The following is a 17513-nucleotide window of genomic DNA, read 5'->3' as shown; positions in this document are numbered from 1 at the left end:
CCCGACGTGGCCACCGACAGCCGCGCCCGGTCGCTCCGCGACGGCCTCTTGGCCCGGCTCCGTGGACGGCTCCTGACCGCGCTCGCGGCCGTCACGAGCGTCGTCCTCGTCGTCGCGTTTTATTATCCGGTCGGCACCGTCCTGATCGAGGCGGTCCTCGTCGACGGCGTCCTCACCCTCGCCGTCTTCGTCGAGGTCGTTCGCGACCCGTTCTACTTCGGCGAGCTCGCCCGGCTGTTCGCGGGCGAATCGCCGCTCGCCGTCGCGCGCGCCCTCCTCGGCCCGGACCGTCGGCTCGGGATCGTCGGGTTCACGGCGTATCAGGCCGCGCTGTCGACGATTGCGAGCGTCGCGCTCGGGCTGCCGGCCGCCTACCTCCTCGCGCGCTTCGAGTTCCCCGGTCGGCGCACCGTTCGATCGCTGACCATCGTCCCGTTCGTCCTCCCGTCGATCATGGTCGCCGTCGGCTTCGTCGCCACGTTCGGCACCAACGGGACGCTCAACGCCGTTCTCACCGGGCTCGGACTCCCGCCCGTCGACCTGCTGTTCACGCTGGAGGCGGTCGTGATCGCCCACGCCTTTTATAATGCGCCGCTGGTCGCTCGGGTGACCACCGCGGCGTGGGAGTCGGTCGACGCCCGCGCGGTCGAGACCGCCCGCAGCCTCGGCGCCGGGCCGATACGCGCGTTCTACGACGTGGTCGCGCCGCAGGTGTACCCGGCTGTACTAACCGGGGCGGCGCTCACGTTCGTCTTCACGTTCGGCACCTTCCCCATCGTCTTGGCGCTCGGCGGGTTCGAACTCGCGACCGTCGAGGTGTTCGTCTACCGGCTCGTCCGCGACCTGAACTACGCCGAGGCGGCCGCGCTGGCGATCATCGAACTCGTCATCTCGCTCGGCGTGCTGCTCGCGTACCTGCGCTACGAGGCGAAAAACGCCGTCCGGTCGCGGGGCGCCAGGCCCCTTCCGCGAAAGCCCCTTCTCCCTCAGTCGCCGTCGCTCCGCGGGCTCTTCACCCGATTCGGGCTCGCTGCCTACCTCCTCCTCGCGGGGCTCGTCTTCCTCGCGCCAATCGCCTCGATGGTCCTCGCGAGCGTGACCGGCGGGGACGGCGCGCTCACGCTCGACCACTACCGGTTCCTCCTCGACCGCCAGCGCACCGGGGCGGCGTTTCAGGTGCGACCGTGGCCCGCGATCCGCAACTCGCTCGCGTTCGCGAGCGTCGCGACCCTGATCGCCTTACCGATGGGGGTCGTCGTCGCTGTGTTGACGACCCGGCGGTATCGCGGACGGAAACTCGTCGACGCGGCCGCGATGGCGCCGCTCGCGGTCTCGGGGATCGTCGTCGGCCTCGGGCTCCTCCGGGGGCTCGTCTTCGGGGTTGAGATCGCGGGGTGGCGGTTCGCGGCGACCGGCGCCGCCGCCATCGTCGTCGCGCACGCGGTCGCCGGCTACCCGTTCGTCGTCCGGACCGTCGCGCCCGGACTGGCGGGGCTCGATCGCTCGCTGATCGAGTCGGCGCGGGCGCTCGGCGCGTCGCGGGCGCGGGTGATCCGCGACGTGGAACTTCCCTTGGTGTGGCCGGGCGTCGTCGCGGGCGCGGCGTTCGCGTTCGCCATCTCCATCGGCGAGTTCACGGCGACGGTGGTGTTGGCCACCGGCGCCGACGCGTACACGATGCCGGTCGCCATCGAACGGTTCATCGGGCGTCGGCTCGGACCGGCGACCGCAATGGGCGTCGTCCTCCTCGTCGTCACCGGGCTCAGTTTCGTCGTCATCGACCGGCTCGGAGGTGAGACCCGTGGCCTCTGAGAAGCCGAGCGCGGCCGACGCCGCCCCGACCGCCGGCGACCCCGACCGTCCCCCGGCGGTCGACCTCGACGGCGTGACGAAACGCTACGGCGACGCGACCGCCGTCGACGACGTGAGCCTCAGCGTCCGCGACGGGGAGTTCTTCACGCTCGTCGGCCCCTCCGGCTGCGGGAAGACGACGACGCTCCGGCTGATAGCCGGCTTCGAGGAGCCCACCTCGGGGACCGTCCGGTTCGCCGGCGAGTCGGTCGCGGGCGTGCCCCCGGAGGCGCGCGACGTGGGCGTCGTCTTCCAGAACTACGCGCTGTTCCCCCACATGACCGTCGGCGAGAACGTCGGCTACGGGCTCAACTTCGCCGACCCGCCGGGCGGCGTCTCTCGCGACGAGCGCGTCGCCGAACTGCTCGCGTTGGTCGACCTGCCCGACGCGGCCGACCGCGACCCGGAGCGTCTCTCGGGCGGGCAACGGCAGCGCGTCGCGATGGCTCGCGCGCTGGCGCCGGGACCGGAGATTCTGTTGCTCGACGAGCCCATGAGCGCGCTCGACGCCCAACTCCGCGAGCGGCTCCGGGTGCAGGTCCGGCAGATCCAGTCGAAACTCGGCATAACGACCGTCTACGTCACCCACGACCAGGAGGAGGCGCTGGCCATCTCAGACCGCGTCGCGGTGATGCGCGACGGGACCCCGGAGCAGGTCGCCCCCCCGCGAACGGTGTACCGGGAGCCGTCGAGCCGGTTCGTCGCCGAGTTCGTCGGCGACAACAACGTGTTCGCGGGCCGGGTGACCGCGGTGGACGCGCCCGCGAGCGACGAGTCCGACGACGGGGCCGCCCGAACCGCCGCCATCGACGTCGGCGGAGAGACGTTACGGGTGGCGCTCGGCGGGGACGGCGTCGCGACCGAGGGGGGCGACGCGGTCGCGGTCGGCGACCGGCTCACCGCCTGCGTCCGCCCCGAGTACCTCCGGATCGGCGCGGGCGAGAGCCGCCTCACGGCGACCGTCGAGAGCGCGGAGTTCCTCGGCGAGACGACGCGCGTCACCCTCGACTGGGGCGGCCGCGACGTGGTGGTCCGGACGCGTGACCCGCTCTCCGGGGAGGTCGCCGTCGGGTTCGACCCGGCGGACGCGCACGTCATCGGCGTCGACCGGGCGTAAGCGTCGCCGGCCGGCGTTCACCCCCAGTGCCAGAAGTCGTTCCCGTCCTCCTCGACGGGATCGGTCCGAGATCTCAGGTCCGCGACGTCCTCGGCGGTCGGCTCGTGGTCGTCCGGCAGCGACTCCATACACTCGAAACAGAGGAAGAACTCCGAGCCGTCGGTGAGTTCGAGCGTCAGTCCCTGCGTCGACTCGAACGCGAAGTTCCACAGGTCGCCGATTCCGCCGGCGATCCTGACGGACCGCTCGCAGACGTCACAGGACTCCGTAGCCATACGCCGAGTTGCGGCTCCGCGCGCTAATGGGTGTCGCCCCGGACGTTCGATATCGCTGATAACTAATCGCCGACCGAATCAGCGCAGCGCCCGGCCGGGAGGCCCCGCGTTACGCCTTCGCGTCGTCGCTGTCGCCGTCGCCGTCTATCTCCGGCGTCGACGGCTCCGTCGTGACGCCGGTCTCGGCCGGCGGCTGGTCGGCGTCGACGACGTCGTTCGACCGCGCACCGCTGCCGAACAGCCGACTGAAGAGGCCGCGCTCGCTGCGCTTCTCCGCGAGCAGCACGGAGCACTCGACGTGGTTTAACACGTCCAACACGAGCGTTCCGCTGACCAGCCGCGAGAGCAGGCCCTTCTCGGTCGCGCCGACGATGAGCATCGTGGCGTCGCGCGCGGCGCGCTCGATGGACGCCTCGACGTCGCCGCTCTCGACGCGCAGGGTCGCGTCCCCGAGGTCGTGCTGTTCGGCCCACTCGCCGAGGAACGCCCGCCCCGCCGTTTCGTCGTCGGCGACGTGTAACAGCGTGACCTCGCTGCCGAACTCGGCCTGCAGCATCTTCGCGACCGCGCCCGAGAGGTCGGAGGCCGGGCCGCCGGCGGTCGGGACGAGGATGCGCGAGGCGTCGAACCCGCGGTCCCGGAACACGAGGAAGTCGCAGGGCAGCGAGTGCGCCAACTCGTCGACGGCGGACTCGGCGCGTCCCGGCGCCCCGTGCGAGTCCGCACCCCAGCCCATCACGGTCATGTCGGCGCCGTACGTGCGCGCGGCGTCGAACACTTCCTCGAAGACGCGGTGTGAGAGCACGACGTGGGTCTCCACGTCGACGCCGAACGTCTCGGCGTCGTCGCGGGCCTTTTCGACCAAGTTGTGTGCCGCCTCGTGGGCGCCGCGGTCGCGGGCCGCCTCCAGCGAGGTCTGGTCCGGCACGTTCGCGATGTTGACCGCGACGACGGTCCCGTCGCGCTGCTTGGCGATGGCGGACGCGAGCGTGATCAGGTGTTCCTCGGTCGCGGGGTTCGCGAGCGGCACCATCACGCGGTAGTCGTCGCCGCTCGGCTGGACCGACGTCGCCGCCGACACGGCGGCTTTCGGCAGCTCGTCGGAGCGGTCGAGGATCCACGCCCCCAACACGCCCCGCGACTCCACCTTGTTGCGAGCGTACAGCAGGTACCAGAGCAGCGCGAACACGACGAGCCCGGCCGAAAGCAGGATGATCGTCGGCTCGATGTAGTAGATCAGCGCGAACGACGACACCGTCCCGATGATCGGGACGATGGGGTACAGCGGGACCTCGAAGTCGGGGTCGTACCCCTCGACTTCCGACTCGCGCATCACGATGAGCGCGAGGTTGAGCAGGCCGTAGACGACGAGGTGGAGGACGGATCCCATCGTCGACAGCGACTCGACGCTGCCGGCGACGAGGAAGAAGATGATGAGCGCGCCGGTGAGCGCGATCGATTTATACGGCGTGCCGAACCGCTCGTGGATCTCGTTGAGCGACGGCGTGACGATCTTCTCGCGGCCCATCGCGAAGTTGATCCGCGACGACGAGAGGATCGACGCGTTCGCCGAGGAGGCGGTCGCGAGCAGCCCGCCGATGAGCAGCATGCCGGCGCCGACCGCGCCGAGCGAGTAGCCGAACACCTCGTAGTTGCCGAATAGGAGTCGCGCAGCGTCGACGACGGCGGTGTCGTTGTTCGCGACGAGCTCGTTCGGGACCGCCGCGAGCAACACGACGAGGAACAGCGCGTACACGAGCGTGACGATCACGACCGAGCCGAGGACCGCGAGCGGGAGGTTCCGCCCCGGATTCTTGATCTCCTCGGCGACCGAGGTGATCTGGACGAATCCGAGATAGGAGACGAAGATGATCCCCGTCACCGGGAGCACCTGGCTCGTCGTCCCCGGCGGCGCGAGCGGTCGCAGCGACTCCATGTCGGCGTTCAGCAGGCCGACGACGGTGAAGACGGCGAGGATCCCCAGAAGCGACATCACGATGACGATCTGGAGCCCGCCGGTCTCCTTCGCGCCGAAGTAGTTGACCGCGATAAAGAGGAGGGCGCCGGCGAGCCCGATCACCTGTGCCGCCTCCAGCGTCAGCGGCCCGAGGCCGATCGGGCCGAGCCCGAGGAGCGCGTTGACGTACTCCCCGAAGCCGTACATATAAAAGGCGGACGCGAACGCGAGCCCGAGCCAGTTCGCCCACCCCGCGACGGAGCCGAACATCGGCCCCAAAGCGCGGTTGACGTAGAAGTAGGCGCCGCCCGACTTCGGCATCGCGGTGCCGAGTTCGGAGGCCGACAGCGCGGTGAATAAGGCGATCACGCCGCCGAGAACGAACGTGAACGCCGCGAGCGGGCCGGCGCGGGCGACCGCGGTGCCGGGCAACACGAAGATCCCGGCGCCGATCATCGTCCCGATCCCGATCGTCAGCGCCGCGAGCGGGCCGAGGTCTTTCGCCAGTTCCTCGTCCCCGCTCACGGCGGGCCACCTCGGACGGTTGGTACTCTTCGGGCGTATCTCATACCGTTCTTCTCTCGTCCGTTCGTATAAAGCCGGCTGATCCGTGTAACGGTCCCGTCTCCGGAACTCGTCGGCCCTCCGGAACGGCGGCGCGTCGCTTCCCCCGGCGCGCGGTTTAAACCCGGTCCGGCTCGCCGGCGCGCTCGCGAATCACCGCCCCGCCGCCCGGCCCCGCGGCGACGGCGACAGACGCCGTGGCGTTCGAACATATCACAAGGACCATACCCGCTCGCGTCTCGATACGATCCAACAGGTGGATCCCGTGACGAAGAAACGCGAATACCGCGACGACTACGACGACAAGACGCTGTACATTCCCGGTCCGACCGAGGTCCGCGAGGACGTAATCGAGGCGATGACCGAGTCGACGTTCGGCCACCGGATGGACCGGATGACCGACCTGTACACGACCATCGTCGAGGACACGAAGACGTTCCTCGGCACCGACAACGACGTGATCATCCTCACCGCCTCCGGCACGGAGTTCTGGGAGGCGTCGACGCTGAACCTCGTCGACGAACGCGTCTTAGTGCCGACCTGCGGCAGCTTCAGCGAGCGCTTCGCCAACGTCGCCGAGCGCCTCGGCAAGGACGTCACTCGCCTGGAGTACGAGTGGGGCGAGGCCGTCAAGCCCGAGGATATCCGCGAGGCCCTCGAAACCAGCGACGAGGGGTACGACATGGTCGCGGGCGTCATGAACGAGAGTTCGACCGGCGTCCGCAACCCCATCGAGGAGATGGGCGACGTCATCGCGGAGTACCCGGACACCTACTTCGCCGTCGACGCCGTCTCGTCGCTCGGCGGCGACTACGTCGACATCGACGAACACGACATCGACGTCATCTTCGCGTCCACCCAGAAGGCGTTCGCGATGCCGCCGGGGCTCGCGGTCTGTGTCGTCAGCGACGACGCCTACGACCGCGAGGTCGAGAAGGGCGACTCCTCGTGGTACGGCGGCTTCCGCCGGGCCATCGACTACTACGACCGCAAGGGGCAGACGCACTCGACGCCCGCCATCCCGATCATGTTAGCGTACCGCCAGCAGATGAAACACATGCTCGACGAGGGCCACCGCGCCCGCGACGAGCGTCACCGCGAGATGATGGAGTACGTCCACGACTGGGCCGACGAGCACTTCGCGATGTTCCCCGAGGAGGGGTACGAGTCGCAGACCGTCGCCTGCATCGAGAACACGCAGGGTATCGACGTCGCCGCGACCATCGAAGAAGTCAGCGAGGAGTACGACATGGCCTTCTCGAACGGCTACGGCGACATCGCCGAGGAGACGTTCCGCATCGGTCACATGGGCGAACACACCGTCGAGAGCGTGAAGGAACTCACCGACGCCATCGAGGACGTCGCCGGGCTGTAACGCGGCCGACTCCCCGACGCGCTCAGGTCCGTCGCGGCTCGACTAACTCGATCTGATACCGCCGGCCGCCCGGCTTCGTCTCTTCGACCCCGACGACGACGAACGACTCCTCGCCCACGTCGATCATGTCGCCGGGCGAGAGCGGCCCGTCGTCGCCGGACTCGCCGCGCCGTCGCCGGTTCTCCCTGGCCCGACGATCCGTGTCGCCGGTGACCGCCGGGCCGACGCTAATCGTCCCGCGTTCGGCCGCGATAACTCGGCTCCAGAACGCGTCCGAGGGCGGCCGCGGTCCCACGCGCTCTGCCAACTCGGCTCTCGTGAGTCGCTTCATCGTCTCATCACCGACCCCTCACAGCCAGAGCAGTTGTGCGTGTCGGGTCTCGTCGAACTCCAAGACGGCCTCCTCGTCGACGAGGCCGGCCTCGACGGCGACGCCGACGGCCTCCGTGCCGACGATGTTCGCGACCTGCGCGCGGCCGAGCCCCGCGACGACCTCCTCGGCGGTCGCCTCCACTGCCTCCTCGCCCCCGTAGAACTCCTCGCTCACCGTGATCGTCGCTCGGCCGTTGTCGTAGGTCTCCCCGAGACAGTCGGCGTCGCAGACGGAGACGAGCCGCCCCTCGGCGGTGTCGCGCTCGCGGAGGAGCATTTAAAAGCCCTCTGGCCCCTCGCCCTGGAGCTCTCGCTCCGGCTCCTCGCGCGTGCCGCCCTGCCCGCCGCGACCGCCGCGACCGCCGGCACCGGGCTGTCCGCCGGCGCCGGGTCGACCGCCCGGTCCGGGCGCCTGGCCGGTCTGTTCTTCGACCATCTGCTCTTCGGCCTCGCGGCGCATCTCGTCGGCGCGGTCGGCGACCTCCTCGGCCTGCTCGTGTTCGCCCGCCTCCTCCAGCGCGCGCGCCTTCTCCTCTAACACGTCCGCGCTCCGGTAGCCGAGTCGGATCGCGTTGTCGAAACAGCTCACGGCGTCCTCGGCGAGGCCGCGCTCGACCAGCAGGAACCCGCGGTTGTACCACGCTTCCGCGAAGCGCGGGTCGGCCTCGACGGCGCGTTCGGCGTGTTCGAGCGCCTGCTCGCTGCGCCCCGACTCCCAGAGCGCGTACGCGAGGTTGGTCTCGGCGGTCGCCGCGTGCTCGGAGTCCTCGTCGATGCGCAGCGCCTCCTGGTAGGCGCCGATGGCCTGATCGAACTCCTCCAGCTGTGCGTGTGCAGCGCCCTTGTTCACCCACGCCTCCTGGGCCTCCAGCGAGTCCTCGTCGGCGAAACTCGCGGCGCGCTCGAACGTCTCCGTCGCCTCCTCGAAGCGGTTGATGCCCATGTACGACAGCCCCACGTCGACCAGTCGCTCGACGTCGACCGCGTCGCTCTCGACGTTTCGCTTGTCCATGATGTCGGTGAGGACGCGGGAGTCGACGGGGTCGACCGTGTTGGGGTCGGCGTCGATCTCCTCGGGGTCGAGGGTGAACTCCTCGTAGTCGGCGTCGACGCCCTGCCCGGCGGAGAACTCGTGGCGGTCGCCGTCGCGTTCGTCGGTCATATACCCGGTTTTGACGGTCACGAGGCGTAAGGGTTGCGTCGGCGGGTCGTCGCATCGCGCGGCTCACGGGCCGAGCGCGGCGACGCCGCTCGGCGCATCGGGGCCGCGTCCGGATCGCTACCTATCATACAACTGTTGTATGTCGGCGTATCTGAAAAATACGGCCCGTATATTACTGATTACGAAGACCTAACTGTATTCGTCACAATATTCGCACAATGGCAGACGGAGACCTCAACCGAGATCTGGGGCTCTACTCGGCGGTGACGCTGAGCATGGGTGCGATGATCGGCGGCGGCATCTTCGTTCTCCCCGCCGTCGGCTACGAGAAGGCCGGGCCGGCGATCATCCTCGCGTACCTGCTGGCCGGGGTCGTCGTCCTCCCGAACGCGCTCTCGAAGGCCGAGATGGCGACGGCGATGCCCGAAGACGGCGGCACGTACATTTATATCGATCGTGCGATGGGCCCGCTCTTCGGCACCATCGCCGGAATGGGCGTCTGGTTCTCGCTCGTGTTTAAAAGTGCATTCGCGCTCGTCGGCCTCGGCGCGTACCTGCTCCTCCTCGTGAGCATTCCGTCGGGCCTCGTCAAGGTCGTCGCGCTCGCGCTCGGGGCCGTCGTCATCCTGCTCAACATCGTCGGCACCGAAAAGAGCGGCCAGGTGCAGGGGATCTTGGTCACGTTCGTCGTCCTCGTCCTCGGCGCCTACGTCGTCGGCGGGGTCGGCCCGTCGGCCGCGACCCAGTACGCGCCGTTTACCACCCACGGGCTCGGCGGCATCGCCACCGCGACCGCGTTCGTCTTCGTCTCGTACGCCGGGATCGGGGAGGTCGCCTCCGTCGCCGAGGAGATCACCGACCCCGGCCGGAACATCCCCCGCGCGATGCTCATCTCCATCGGCGTGATGATGGTCATCTACACCGCGGTCGTGGGCGTCGTCGTCGGTATCGTCCCGGCGGACACCCTCGTCAGCAGCGGGCCGGACGGCGGCACGTCGCTCACGCCGATGGCGGACGGCGCCGGACAGGTGTTCGGCGGGGTCGGCGTCACGCTCGTCGCGATCACGGCCGTCCTCGCGCTCACCAGCATGGCGAACGCCGGCGTGTTGGGCACGTCTCGGTTCCTGCTCGCGATGAGCCGCGACTCGCTCCTCCCCGACCGGATCGGGCGGATCAACCCCCGGTTCCTCACGCCGGCGAACGCCGTCCTCGCGACCGGCGCGGTGTTGCTCGCGCTCATCGCGTTCGTGCCGGTGGTCAACCTCGCGAAACTGGCCAGCGCCTTCCTCATCCTCGTGTTCTCCTTAGAGAACGTCTCCGTGATCGTCTTCCGGGAGACCGGCTTCGACTTTTACGACCCAGAGTTCGTCGCTCCCGGCTACCCGTTCGTGCAGATCCTCGGCGTGGTCGGCGGCGGGGTTCTGATCGTCCAGATGGGGTGGCTCTCGATCGTCGGCGCCGTCGGCATCAGCGTCGGCAGCGCCCTCTGGTACCTCGCGTACGCCCGCTCGCGCACCGACCGCACCGGCGCCCTCGCGAGGCACTTTAACGGCGACGGGGAGGGGACAGTCCGATCGGAGCGGGTCGCGCCGGCACACGAAGAACCCGAGGAGTGACCGGCCGCACGCGACCGTGACGCGGCTACGCCAGATCGAGCAGCGACGCGATCTCGCCGAGGTAGTCGTCGTAGATCCCGACCGCCGACTCGATCGGCTCGGGCGAGGCCATGTCGATCCCGGCCAGTTCCACCACGTCGAGGGGGTAGTCGGAGCCGCCCGCGGCCAGCATCTCGCGGTAGTCGGCGGCCGCGGGTTCGCCCTCGTCTAAGACGCGCTCGACGATGGCGGCGGCCGCGGAGATGCCGGTCGCGTACTGGTAGACGTAGAAGTTGTAGTAGAAGTGCGGAATCCGCTGCCACTCGCGCTCGACGCCGCCCGTCAGGTCGGCGGGCGCGTAGTAGTCGCCTTTCAGGTCGGCGTATATCTCGTCGAAGGCGTCGGGGGTGAGCGCGTCGCCGGCCTCCACGCGCTCGTGAATCTGCTGTTCGAACGTCGCGAACATCGTCTGCCGGAAGAGCGTCGACCGGAAGCGTTCGAGGTACTCGTCGAGGATGTGGGTGCGCAACTCGTCGTCTTCCACCGTGTCGAGCAGGTGGTGGGTGAGGAGCGTCTCGTTGACCGTGGAGGCGATCTCCGCGACGAAGATATCGTAGCTCGCGTCGTGCCACGGCTGGGCGTCGCCGGCCAGCTCCGAGTGCATCGAGTGGCCGAGCTCGTGGGCCAGCGTGTACATCGAGGCGATGTCGTCCTGGTAGTTCATCATGATGAACGGCTGGGTGTCGTACGTGCCCGACGAGAACGCCCCGGAGCGTTTCCCCCGGTTCTCGTAGACGTCCACCCACCGCGAGTCGAGCCCCTCGGCCATCCGCTCTTGGTACGCCTCGCCGAGCGGCGCGACCGCCTCGATCACCCACTCGCGGGCCTGCTCGTACTCGACGTCCGGCCCCTGATCGCCTGTCAGCGACATGTACAAGTCGTGGCTCTCCAACTGGTCGACGCCGAGCGCCCGCGCCTTCAGGTCGGCGTGGCGGTGGAGCACGCCGAGGTTCTCGTCGACGGTCTCGACGAGCGTGTCGTACACCTCCACCGGAACGTTCGACCCGTCGAGCGCGGCCGCGCGGGCGGAGTCGTAGCCGCGGATCTCGGCGTCAGTCGCGTGCTTCCGGACCGCCTTTTTAAGCGACGTACCGACCGTGTTGCGAACCCCCTCCCACTCGTCGTAAAACGTCTCGTGAACCCGGCGGCGGAACTCCCGGTCCGGGTTCGTCTGGAGCTTCGTGAAGTTCGACTGCGTGATCTCTACTTCGTCGCCGTCGGGGTCCTCGACGACGCCGTAGGTCATGTCGGCGTTCGTCAGCATCGAGTAGATCTCGCTCGGCGCGTCGGTGACCTCCGAGAGATCCGCGAGGACCGCCTCCACTTCGGCCGAGCGCGTGTGGTCTTTCATCCGCAACACGTCGTCGAGGTAGTGGTCGTACGCGGCGAGTTCCGGCTCGTCGTCGATAAATGAGGCAACGTCGGCCTCGGTGAGCGACTGCAGCTCCGGTTCGAGATAGGAGATCGCACTCGATGCCTCGGAGCCGAGCGCGGAGGCTCGCGCCGACATCGCCTGATACTCCTGGTTTCGAGTGTCCTCGGCGCTCCGGAGTTGGGCGTACGTCATCACCTGCTGGAGGTCACGGAAGATGTCCTCGCGCAGTTCCAGCAGTTCGAGGAGGGTGGCGGCGTCGTCGGTGACGCGGCCCTCGTAGTCGGCCACCTCTTCGACGCGCTCCGAGACGGCTTCGAACGCGGTCTCCCACGCCTCGTCGCTCGCGTAGATGTCCTGGAGATCCCATTTATACGCCGCGTCGATGTCGGACCGCTCGGGAACCGAACTCATACCACGAGGTTGGCGTCCGGGAAACTAAGTCTTGGTATAAACGAGGCGCTGCGTGCGGGGACTCTCGCGCTACCCGTCCTGCGCTACCCGCTGTTCCCGCGCTGCTCGTCGCCCCACTCCGCGAGGTCGACCACCAACACCAGCGCGTCCTCGCCGTCCCGGTAGTAGTTGGAGATGCGGCGGATCGGCTCGAACCCCTCGTCCGCGTACAGCGAGCGCGCGACGCCGTTGCTCTCGCGAACCTCTAAGCGCACGACGGCGACGCCGACGGTGCGGAGTCGGACGAGCGCCGACCGGAGCAGGGTCCGCCCGATTCCGCGCTCGCGCGCCTCGGGGTGAACCGCGAGGTCTTTTATATGGCCGATGTCGCGCCCGTGGTTCGGCGTCGCATCGGCGACGACGTAGCCGACGACGGCGCCCTCACGCTCCGCGACGAGGAACGCGGGCTCTTCGAGCAGGCGCTCGAAGGCGTCGTACGGCCACGGGTCGCCGAAGCACGCCCGCTCTATCCGCACCACCGCGAGCAGGTCGGCGCGCTCGACCGGCCGGAGGGTCGCGTCGACGGGTGTCACGAGTGGGGTTGGCACGGGGAAGGAATAAACGCGACGGGACGGTGCGTCCGCGACGGCCGCGGGCACGATGCGCCGTCAGATCGCGACCGTCGAGGTCGCTATCGGCCGTCTATCCACAGCGGCCGCTCCGAGTCCGCGTCCGGGCCGGGGCCGGAGAAGACGAAACACGCCCCGTCGGGCACGGTCACGCCTTCGGAGCTCGCGGGCGCGGCGTCGCCGTCGCAGAGGTCGACCGTCCACCCGTGGGACTCGACGACCTCCCGAACGATGTCGAGCCCGTACCCCGTGCCGTCCTCGCAGGTGGTAAAGCCCGGTTCGAACACCGACTCGCGGTGGTCCGCGTCGACGCCCGGCCCGTCGTCGGCGACGAGGAACCCCCCGTCGGTCGCGGTCACCACGACGGTGAGCGAGTCGGCGCCGTTCTCGTCGCCTCGGCCGCCCTCCGTCTCACCGACCGCCTCGGGCGCGGCGTGTTCCACCGCGTTCCGGAACAGGTTCTCGAACGCCTGTCGCAGGCGGCCGCGGTCGCCGCGGATCGTCGCGTCCGCGCCGACGACGAGGTCCGCGTCGTCGCCCCCGGCGGTGTCCCACGCGTCGCGGGCGACGGCGCCGAGCGCGAACTCGGTCGGGTCGTCGATCCCGGAGCCCTGTCGCGCGAGCGTCAGCAGCTCCGAGACCAGCTGGTCGATCCGGTCGACCGCCCGCTCGCCGCGCTCTAAGGGCTCGGTATCGTCTTTCAGCTGTGCCATCTCCATCGACCCGCGGATCACGGCCAGCGGGTTCCGGAGGTCGTGTGAGACGATGCTCGCGAAGCGGTCGAGCTGTTCGTTGCGGTCGGTGAGCCGGCGTTCGCGCTCCTTTCGCTCGCTCACGTCTCGCGAGTTGATGAGCAGGCGACCTACCTCGGCGTCGGCCGGCAGGGACCGGGTCCGGGACTCCAGCCAGACCCAGTCGCCGTCGGCGGTGCGGTAGCGGTACTCCAGGGTCGGGCTCTCGTCGGGGTCGCTCAACGCGCGGTAAAACTGCTCCGTCACGCGTTCGCGGTCGTCGGGGTGGACGTACCCCAGCGGCGACCGGCCGACGGTCGACCCCTGCTCGTAGCCGAGCACCTCCTCGACGGACGGGCTCTCGTACCGGACCCGGCCGTCCGCGTCGACGACGGTGACGAGGTCCGACCCGTACTCCAAGAACTTCTGAAACCGCTCCGGGAAGGCCGCGTCGCGGTCGACGCGCCGCGCCGTGACGACGCGCCCGCCGAACTCGGGGGCCAACTCCTCGTCGACGACCGATTCGACCCAGACGAATCCCCCGTTCGCGTGTCGCAGTCGATGGGTGACGACGCGCTCCGTGGCGACCGCCGAGATGGCGTCGGCGACCGGGCCGCGGTCGTTCGGGTGGACGCGCGCCAACAGGTCCTCGCCGACGAGCGCTCCCCGGTCGACGCCGAGGACCGCGGGCACGGCGGGTCCGGCGAACAGCACCTCGCCGTCGACTGCGACGGCCGCGACGAACCGATCGGCGCCCGGCGACGCCGACTGCCCGCGTCGCCTCGTCTCGTTCGTGTCACTTGACTCCCCTGCCCTCGCTGGATCGGCGGCGGAACCGGCCTCACTCGCCCCTCTTGTCGCTCCGTACTCGTCGTCTTCGGAGACGTCGCGGAGCGTATCTGTCGAGCAGTCTGTCGGGCGAAGAGTCACGCTAATTCGCTTGACCGTTCGGGCCTGATCATATAAAGGTGCTCGCTAGAAATATTAAACCAGATAATTAGGGTGGGTTTCCGGCGACGGCAGGCGATCGCTTCGCCTCGATTCGGCCATCTTTCGGTGGCGTTCGCTCGCTGTCACCCGTCTCGGACGCTCGCAGTCAGAAGCGTTAAACGCTCGCCGCGGGTAGCCGTTTCCGAGGGCGCGTAGCTCAGCGGACAGAGCACTTGGTTCCGGACCAAGATGCCGCGGGTTCAAATCCCGTCGCGCCCGTTCCTTCGCTTCGCTCAATCACGGGCGCGACTGACCCTCGCTCGTTCGCTCCGCTCACTCGCGAGGATCCCGTCGCGCCCGTTCCTTCGCTTCGCTCAATCACGGGCGCGACTGACCCTCGCTCGTTCGCTCCGCTCACTCGCGAGGATCCCGTCGCGCCGGTATCGCTCTGATCGACAGAGTACAACCGGGTAGATAGGATAAAAACGTGGCAGCGCCGGCTACTCGTCTTCGAGGGCGTCGTAGACGTCCCGATTCGAATCTCGGTCGTCCGCGGCGACCCGCCGAACCAACTCTCGCCGGATGTCCTCCATCACGTCGTCGAGCGGTGATGTCGTTTCCGCTCCCTCTTCGGTGGCCATGCCTGTACGAACGCGTCGAATGCCGTTAATCGTTCGGGTCCGAGGAATCGCCTGTTAACTCCGCTAAGCCGTACTGGACGAGTTCGTCTCGCCATTCGTCGATCTCACCGGCCAGATCCAACTCTTCGGTGTGGAATCGCAGATACTCGGTGGTGTCCTCCTCATCCACCGCCGCTTCGTCGGTGCCGAACGCTTTCAGAATCGTCCTCACTTCGCTGTCGTACTCGAACCGATACCCGTTGAGGAAGTAGAAGACGGCGGTCACGTTGAGCGCGGTGCGCTTGTTCGCATCGACGAAGGGGTGATTGGCGACGAGGAGCCGCAGAAGATTGTACGCCTTCTCGTGGACGGTTTCCGGCGCTGAGCCGAAGCTGCCCTTTTCGATGTAGTTCAGCGCGAACTCGATGTCGCCGTGGTTCCGAACACCGGCGGGAGTATCGGGGTACTCCGCGACGATGTCGTCGTGGATGGCGACGACGTCGTCGACGGACGGGTACCACAACGAGTCGGCCATTCACTCTGGTGTCGGTGCTGCATCCGTGTAGATTTTGTTATAGTCGGCTGAACGATGTCGGATACCACCGTTTCAATGACATCGAATTCGGTCGCCTCACGCCTGAAAGGTTGAGTCGTTCGACAGTCAAAGTAGCGCCCGTTGCGCTCGTACCGTTCTAATCGCATGACTGCGTCGGGATAGACGCCGTAATAGTGCGAGACGCATGCTTTCGTTCTTCCGTGAGTTCCGAGAAATCGCGCTGATGTGTGTCGTCTATAGCATCAAACGCTTCGTCACACAGTGAATCTCTCCGCCCTACAGCGATCCAACACAGCCGTTGAAACCTTCCACGCAGCGGGTGATTGAGTGAGGCCGTCGAAGACAGGCCGAACACACCCACCCGTTCCAGTTATCACACCAAGCGGAAGCAGACGGAGGAACTCTCGGCGTGTGGGGGGCCATCGACTCCAATGACATCATTCTGCTGGAATAAAGGTGACTATATTCTGAAGCGACCACTCAGAGTGCCCTGACAGAGACTCGCAGAATGTCGACTGACAGGGTGAACCCACCCATCCTCGTGTTCGCCGTGCCAGCCGACGTGGTCGTGCCCCTCGGCGACATCCTCGGCGTCCCCGAGAGTCGGTATCTGATCGCGGTCAGCCATAACATCTCTGCGGTCGGTGTCCGGTGTCTCAGCGGTAGCGTTCAGATAAGCTGATTCCATGCGAAGGCAAACGATCTCAGCCACTCGTCAGCAGTTTCTGCGTCGGCGTTGCTGAAACAGTTTAAGAAACAGTAGTTCGGCGTTTTATCCCACGAAAGACACGTTCGACGCTGTTCCGATTTCCATGCCGTTCGTATCTAAAATTGAGGTCGTGTTTGCGACAGGCTCGCTGAACTGAGGCTGATCCATTGACGAGAACAGTTACGTCATCAATATCGTGTTTGTCACGGAGATCAGCGAAAAACTGATCTGTGAGAACTTTTTTGTCCTTGGTTTAAGCTGTGTGTGGAGCAGATCGTTCGTTTCTGGATCGACCGCAGCGTACAGCCAATACTGTTTATGGTCAAGTCGAATCACAGTTTCATCGACCGCAACGTGATTCGGGCTCCGCCCAGACTCTGGCTGTAGATCGGCCTCGTGAACCCAGTTATGAACAGTAGATCGAACTCTTTCAACACCGAATATCTCAAGAAAAGAAACAGCATTCGAAAGCGATGATCCAGCAAGGTGGAGCTGAATACTGAGATTCATCAACAACTTCGGTGTTGCTTCTCGCACCACAAACTCTAAGTTAATATCGTCTAAACAGCCGCTAAGGCGGTCGTTTTCGGGCATAGAACACTTTGAAACGCACCGCTTCACCTTTCAAACCTTATCTGAACACCGCTCTTAAAATGTCCGAAAATATTTCAAGTGGCGGTGCCATCACTGAAGAATTGGGTAACTAATTAGAGCTAGTTCCCAAGGTCCGTTCTAATAACGGTTGCCTCACCACCAGGAGTTACAGCAACGACATTGGAGCCTTGGGCACAAGAGAACTCTCCTCCAACAGCACTACTGTTATTAACACTATCGGCAGACCCACATGCGACTGTTTCTGTGTTTGGGCCTAGTGAAATAACAGTCACATTACTACTGTTGGCGTCGTAGCTGATACCTGCAGTTGCACCCTGGTCAACACTTTCACCGAGGCCGAGGACGAACGTACCGATGACGGCGGCCAGAATCACGGTAATTGCGACCATCAGGATAACGCCGATGACGGGACTCACTGCCCTGTCTTCCGCGTTGGATTGGCTTTGTAATTTCATGTTTGAACCCAGCGGTCCACCGACGAATGGGCGACCCATTCCGATCGGTTGCTGGTTACCTACTGGTATGTCGGGGGTGCTTATGTAGTTAATGGCAGGAATCTCAAGTGTGAAATCTGTGGGAACGGCGCTGGAAGGCGGCGTTGATGCGTGTTGAGCGGTTTTGTGCCTGACG

Annotated in this window: 16 protein-coding genes, 1 tRNA gene and 2 pseudogenes; 7 read left to right on the top strand and 12 right to left on the bottom strand. The window is 66.7% G+C overall.

The genetic code is table 11. The annotated features are described in order from the left end of the window. Window positions 1-6 precede the first annotated feature (6 nt). Both DOS48_RS27515 and DOS48_RS27510 read left to right on the top strand, forming a co-directional pair. Entirely contained in the window at window positions 7-1812 is a 1806-nt protein-coding gene (locus DOS48_RS27515; protein WP_127118761.1) for an iron ABC transporter permease, read from the top strand. After that, window positions 1802-2968: an ABC transporter ATP-binding protein gene (locus DOS48_RS27510; RefSeq protein ID WP_127118760.1), complete on the top strand. Its 1167-nt coding sequence runs from the start codon at window positions 1802-1804 to the stop codon at window positions 2966-2968. The genes DOS48_RS27515 and DOS48_RS27510 overlap by 11 nt, the downstream gene beginning before the upstream one ends. A 17-nt stretch (window positions 2969-2985) precedes the next feature. Here DOS48_RS27510 and DOS48_RS27505 read toward each other — a convergent pair whose 3' ends face one another. Beyond that, entirely contained in the window at window positions 2986-3243 is a 258-nt protein-coding gene (locus tag DOS48_RS27505; protein WP_127118759.1) for a hypothetical protein, read from the bottom strand. A 109-nt stretch (window positions 3244-3352) separates the two neighbouring features. Further along, the gene (locus tag DOS48_RS27500) at window positions 3353-5725 is read right to left on the bottom strand and encodes an amino acid permease (RefSeq protein ID WP_127118758.1); all 2373 of its coding nucleotides are present in this window, start codon (window positions 5723-5725) and stop codon (window positions 3353-3355) included. Window positions 5726-6029: 304 nt separating this feature from the next. On the opposite strand from DOS48_RS27500, the gene DOS48_RS27495 reads away from it, so the two are divergent. Beyond that, entirely contained in the window at window positions 6030-7139 is a 1110-nt protein-coding gene (locus DOS48_RS27495) for an alanine--glyoxylate aminotransferase family protein (RefSeq protein WP_127118757.1), read from the top strand. A gap of 22 nt (window positions 7140-7161) precedes the next feature. Here DOS48_RS27495 and DOS48_RS27490 read toward each other — a convergent pair whose 3' ends face one another. The 3 genes from DOS48_RS27490 to DOS48_RS27480 are packed head-to-tail and all read right to left on the bottom strand — an operon-like array spanning window position 7162 to window position 8673. Next, a complete protein-coding gene (locus DOS48_RS27490) occupies window positions 7162-7470 on the bottom strand; it encodes a hypothetical protein (RefSeq protein ID WP_127118756.1) in 309 nt (102 codons plus the stop codon). 18 nt (window positions 7471-7488) lie between these two features. Further along, window positions 7489-7788, bottom strand: a complete 300-nt coding sequence (locus tag DOS48_RS27485) for a DUF424 domain-containing protein (RefSeq protein WP_127118755.1) — start codon at window positions 7786-7788, stop codon at window positions 7489-7491. After that, window positions 7789-8673: a tetratricopeptide repeat protein gene (locus DOS48_RS27480; RefSeq protein ID WP_127118754.1), complete on the bottom strand. Its 885-nt coding sequence runs from the start codon at window positions 8671-8673 to the stop codon at window positions 7789-7791. A 218-nt stretch (window positions 8674-8891) separates the two neighbouring features. Between DOS48_RS27480 and DOS48_RS27475 the strand changes: the two genes are divergently transcribed. Continuing rightward, window positions 8892-10289, top strand: coding sequence for an APC family permease (locus tag DOS48_RS27475; protein WP_127118753.1), 1398 nt, complete (start codon window positions 8892-8894; stop codon window positions 10287-10289). A gap of 25 nt (window positions 10290-10314) precedes the next feature. Here the strand turns inward: DOS48_RS27475 and pepF are convergent, their stop codons facing one another. The 3 genes from pepF to DOS48_RS27460 form a co-directional block, all read right to left on the bottom strand. Next, window positions 10315-12114, bottom strand: a complete 1800-nt coding sequence (pepF, locus tag DOS48_RS27470) for an oligoendopeptidase F (RefSeq protein ID WP_127118752.1) — start codon at window positions 12112-12114, stop codon at window positions 10315-10317. A gap of 83 nt (window positions 12115-12197) precedes the next feature. Then, window positions 12198-12686: a ribosomal protein S18-alanine N-acetyltransferase gene (rimI, locus tag DOS48_RS27465; RefSeq protein WP_127118751.1), complete on the bottom strand. Its 489-nt coding sequence runs from the start codon at window positions 12684-12686 to the stop codon at window positions 12198-12200. Between the two features lie 98 nt (window positions 12687-12784). Then, window positions 12785-14383, bottom strand: a complete 1599-nt coding sequence (locus tag DOS48_RS27460; protein ID WP_127118750.1) for a PAS domain-containing protein — start codon at window positions 14381-14383, stop codon at window positions 12785-12787. A 206-nt stretch (window positions 14384-14589) separates the two neighbouring features. On the opposite strand from DOS48_RS27460, the gene DOS48_RS27455 reads away from it, so the two are divergent. After that, window positions 14590-14662: transfer RNA gene (locus DOS48_RS27455), tRNA-Arg, on the top strand. A gap of 221 nt (window positions 14663-14883) precedes the next feature. Here DOS48_RS27455 and DOS48_RS27450 read toward each other — a convergent pair. Both DOS48_RS27450 and DOS48_RS27445 read right to left on the bottom strand, forming a co-directional pair. Next, window positions 14884-15024 (bottom strand): hypothetical protein, encoded by a 141-nt coding sequence (locus tag DOS48_RS27450; RefSeq protein ID WP_168654270.1) that lies wholly within the window; start codon window positions 15022-15024, stop codon window positions 14884-14886. A gap of 25 nt (window positions 15025-15049) precedes the next feature. Then, window positions 15050-15538 (bottom strand): type II toxin-antitoxin system death-on-curing family toxin, encoded by a 489-nt coding sequence (locus DOS48_RS27445; RefSeq protein ID WP_127118749.1) that lies wholly within the window; start codon window positions 15536-15538, stop codon window positions 15050-15052. Window positions 15539-15734: 196 nt separating this feature from the next. Here DOS48_RS27445 and DOS48_RS29670 point away from each other — a divergent pair. Together DOS48_RS29670 and DOS48_RS27440 are read left to right on the top strand one after the other, a co-directional pair. Continuing rightward, window positions 15735-15824: pseudogene (locus DOS48_RS29670) on the top strand (IS5/IS1182 family transposase); the annotation flags it as partial. 243 nt (window positions 15825-16067) lie between these two features. Continuing rightward, window positions 16068-16241: a hypothetical protein gene (locus DOS48_RS27440; protein WP_158283850.1), complete on the top strand. Its 174-nt coding sequence runs from the start codon at window positions 16068-16070 to the stop codon at window positions 16239-16241. Here DOS48_RS27440 and DOS48_RS27435 read toward each other — a convergent pair. Both DOS48_RS27435 and DOS48_RS29425 read right to left on the bottom strand, forming a co-directional pair. Next, window positions 16229-16862: pseudogene (locus DOS48_RS27435) on the bottom strand (IS6 family transposase). The gene DOS48_RS27440 and the pseudogene DOS48_RS27435 overlap by 13 nt on opposite strands. A gap of 119 nt (window positions 16863-16981) precedes the next feature. After that, on the bottom strand, window positions 16982-17338 hold the full coding sequence (locus DOS48_RS29425; RefSeq protein ID WP_127118748.1) for a type IV pilin: 357 nt from the start codon (window positions 17336-17338) through the stop codon (window positions 16982-16984). Between the last annotated feature and the right edge of the window lie 175 nt (window positions 17339-17513).

This window comes from Halorubrum sp. PV6 (assembly GCF_003990725.2).
GTDB lineage: Archaea > Halobacteriota > Halobacteria > Halobacteriales > Haloferacaceae > Halorubrum.
Note: the sequence above shows the minus strand (reverse complement) of the source record. Positions and strands in the feature narration are given on the sequence as shown.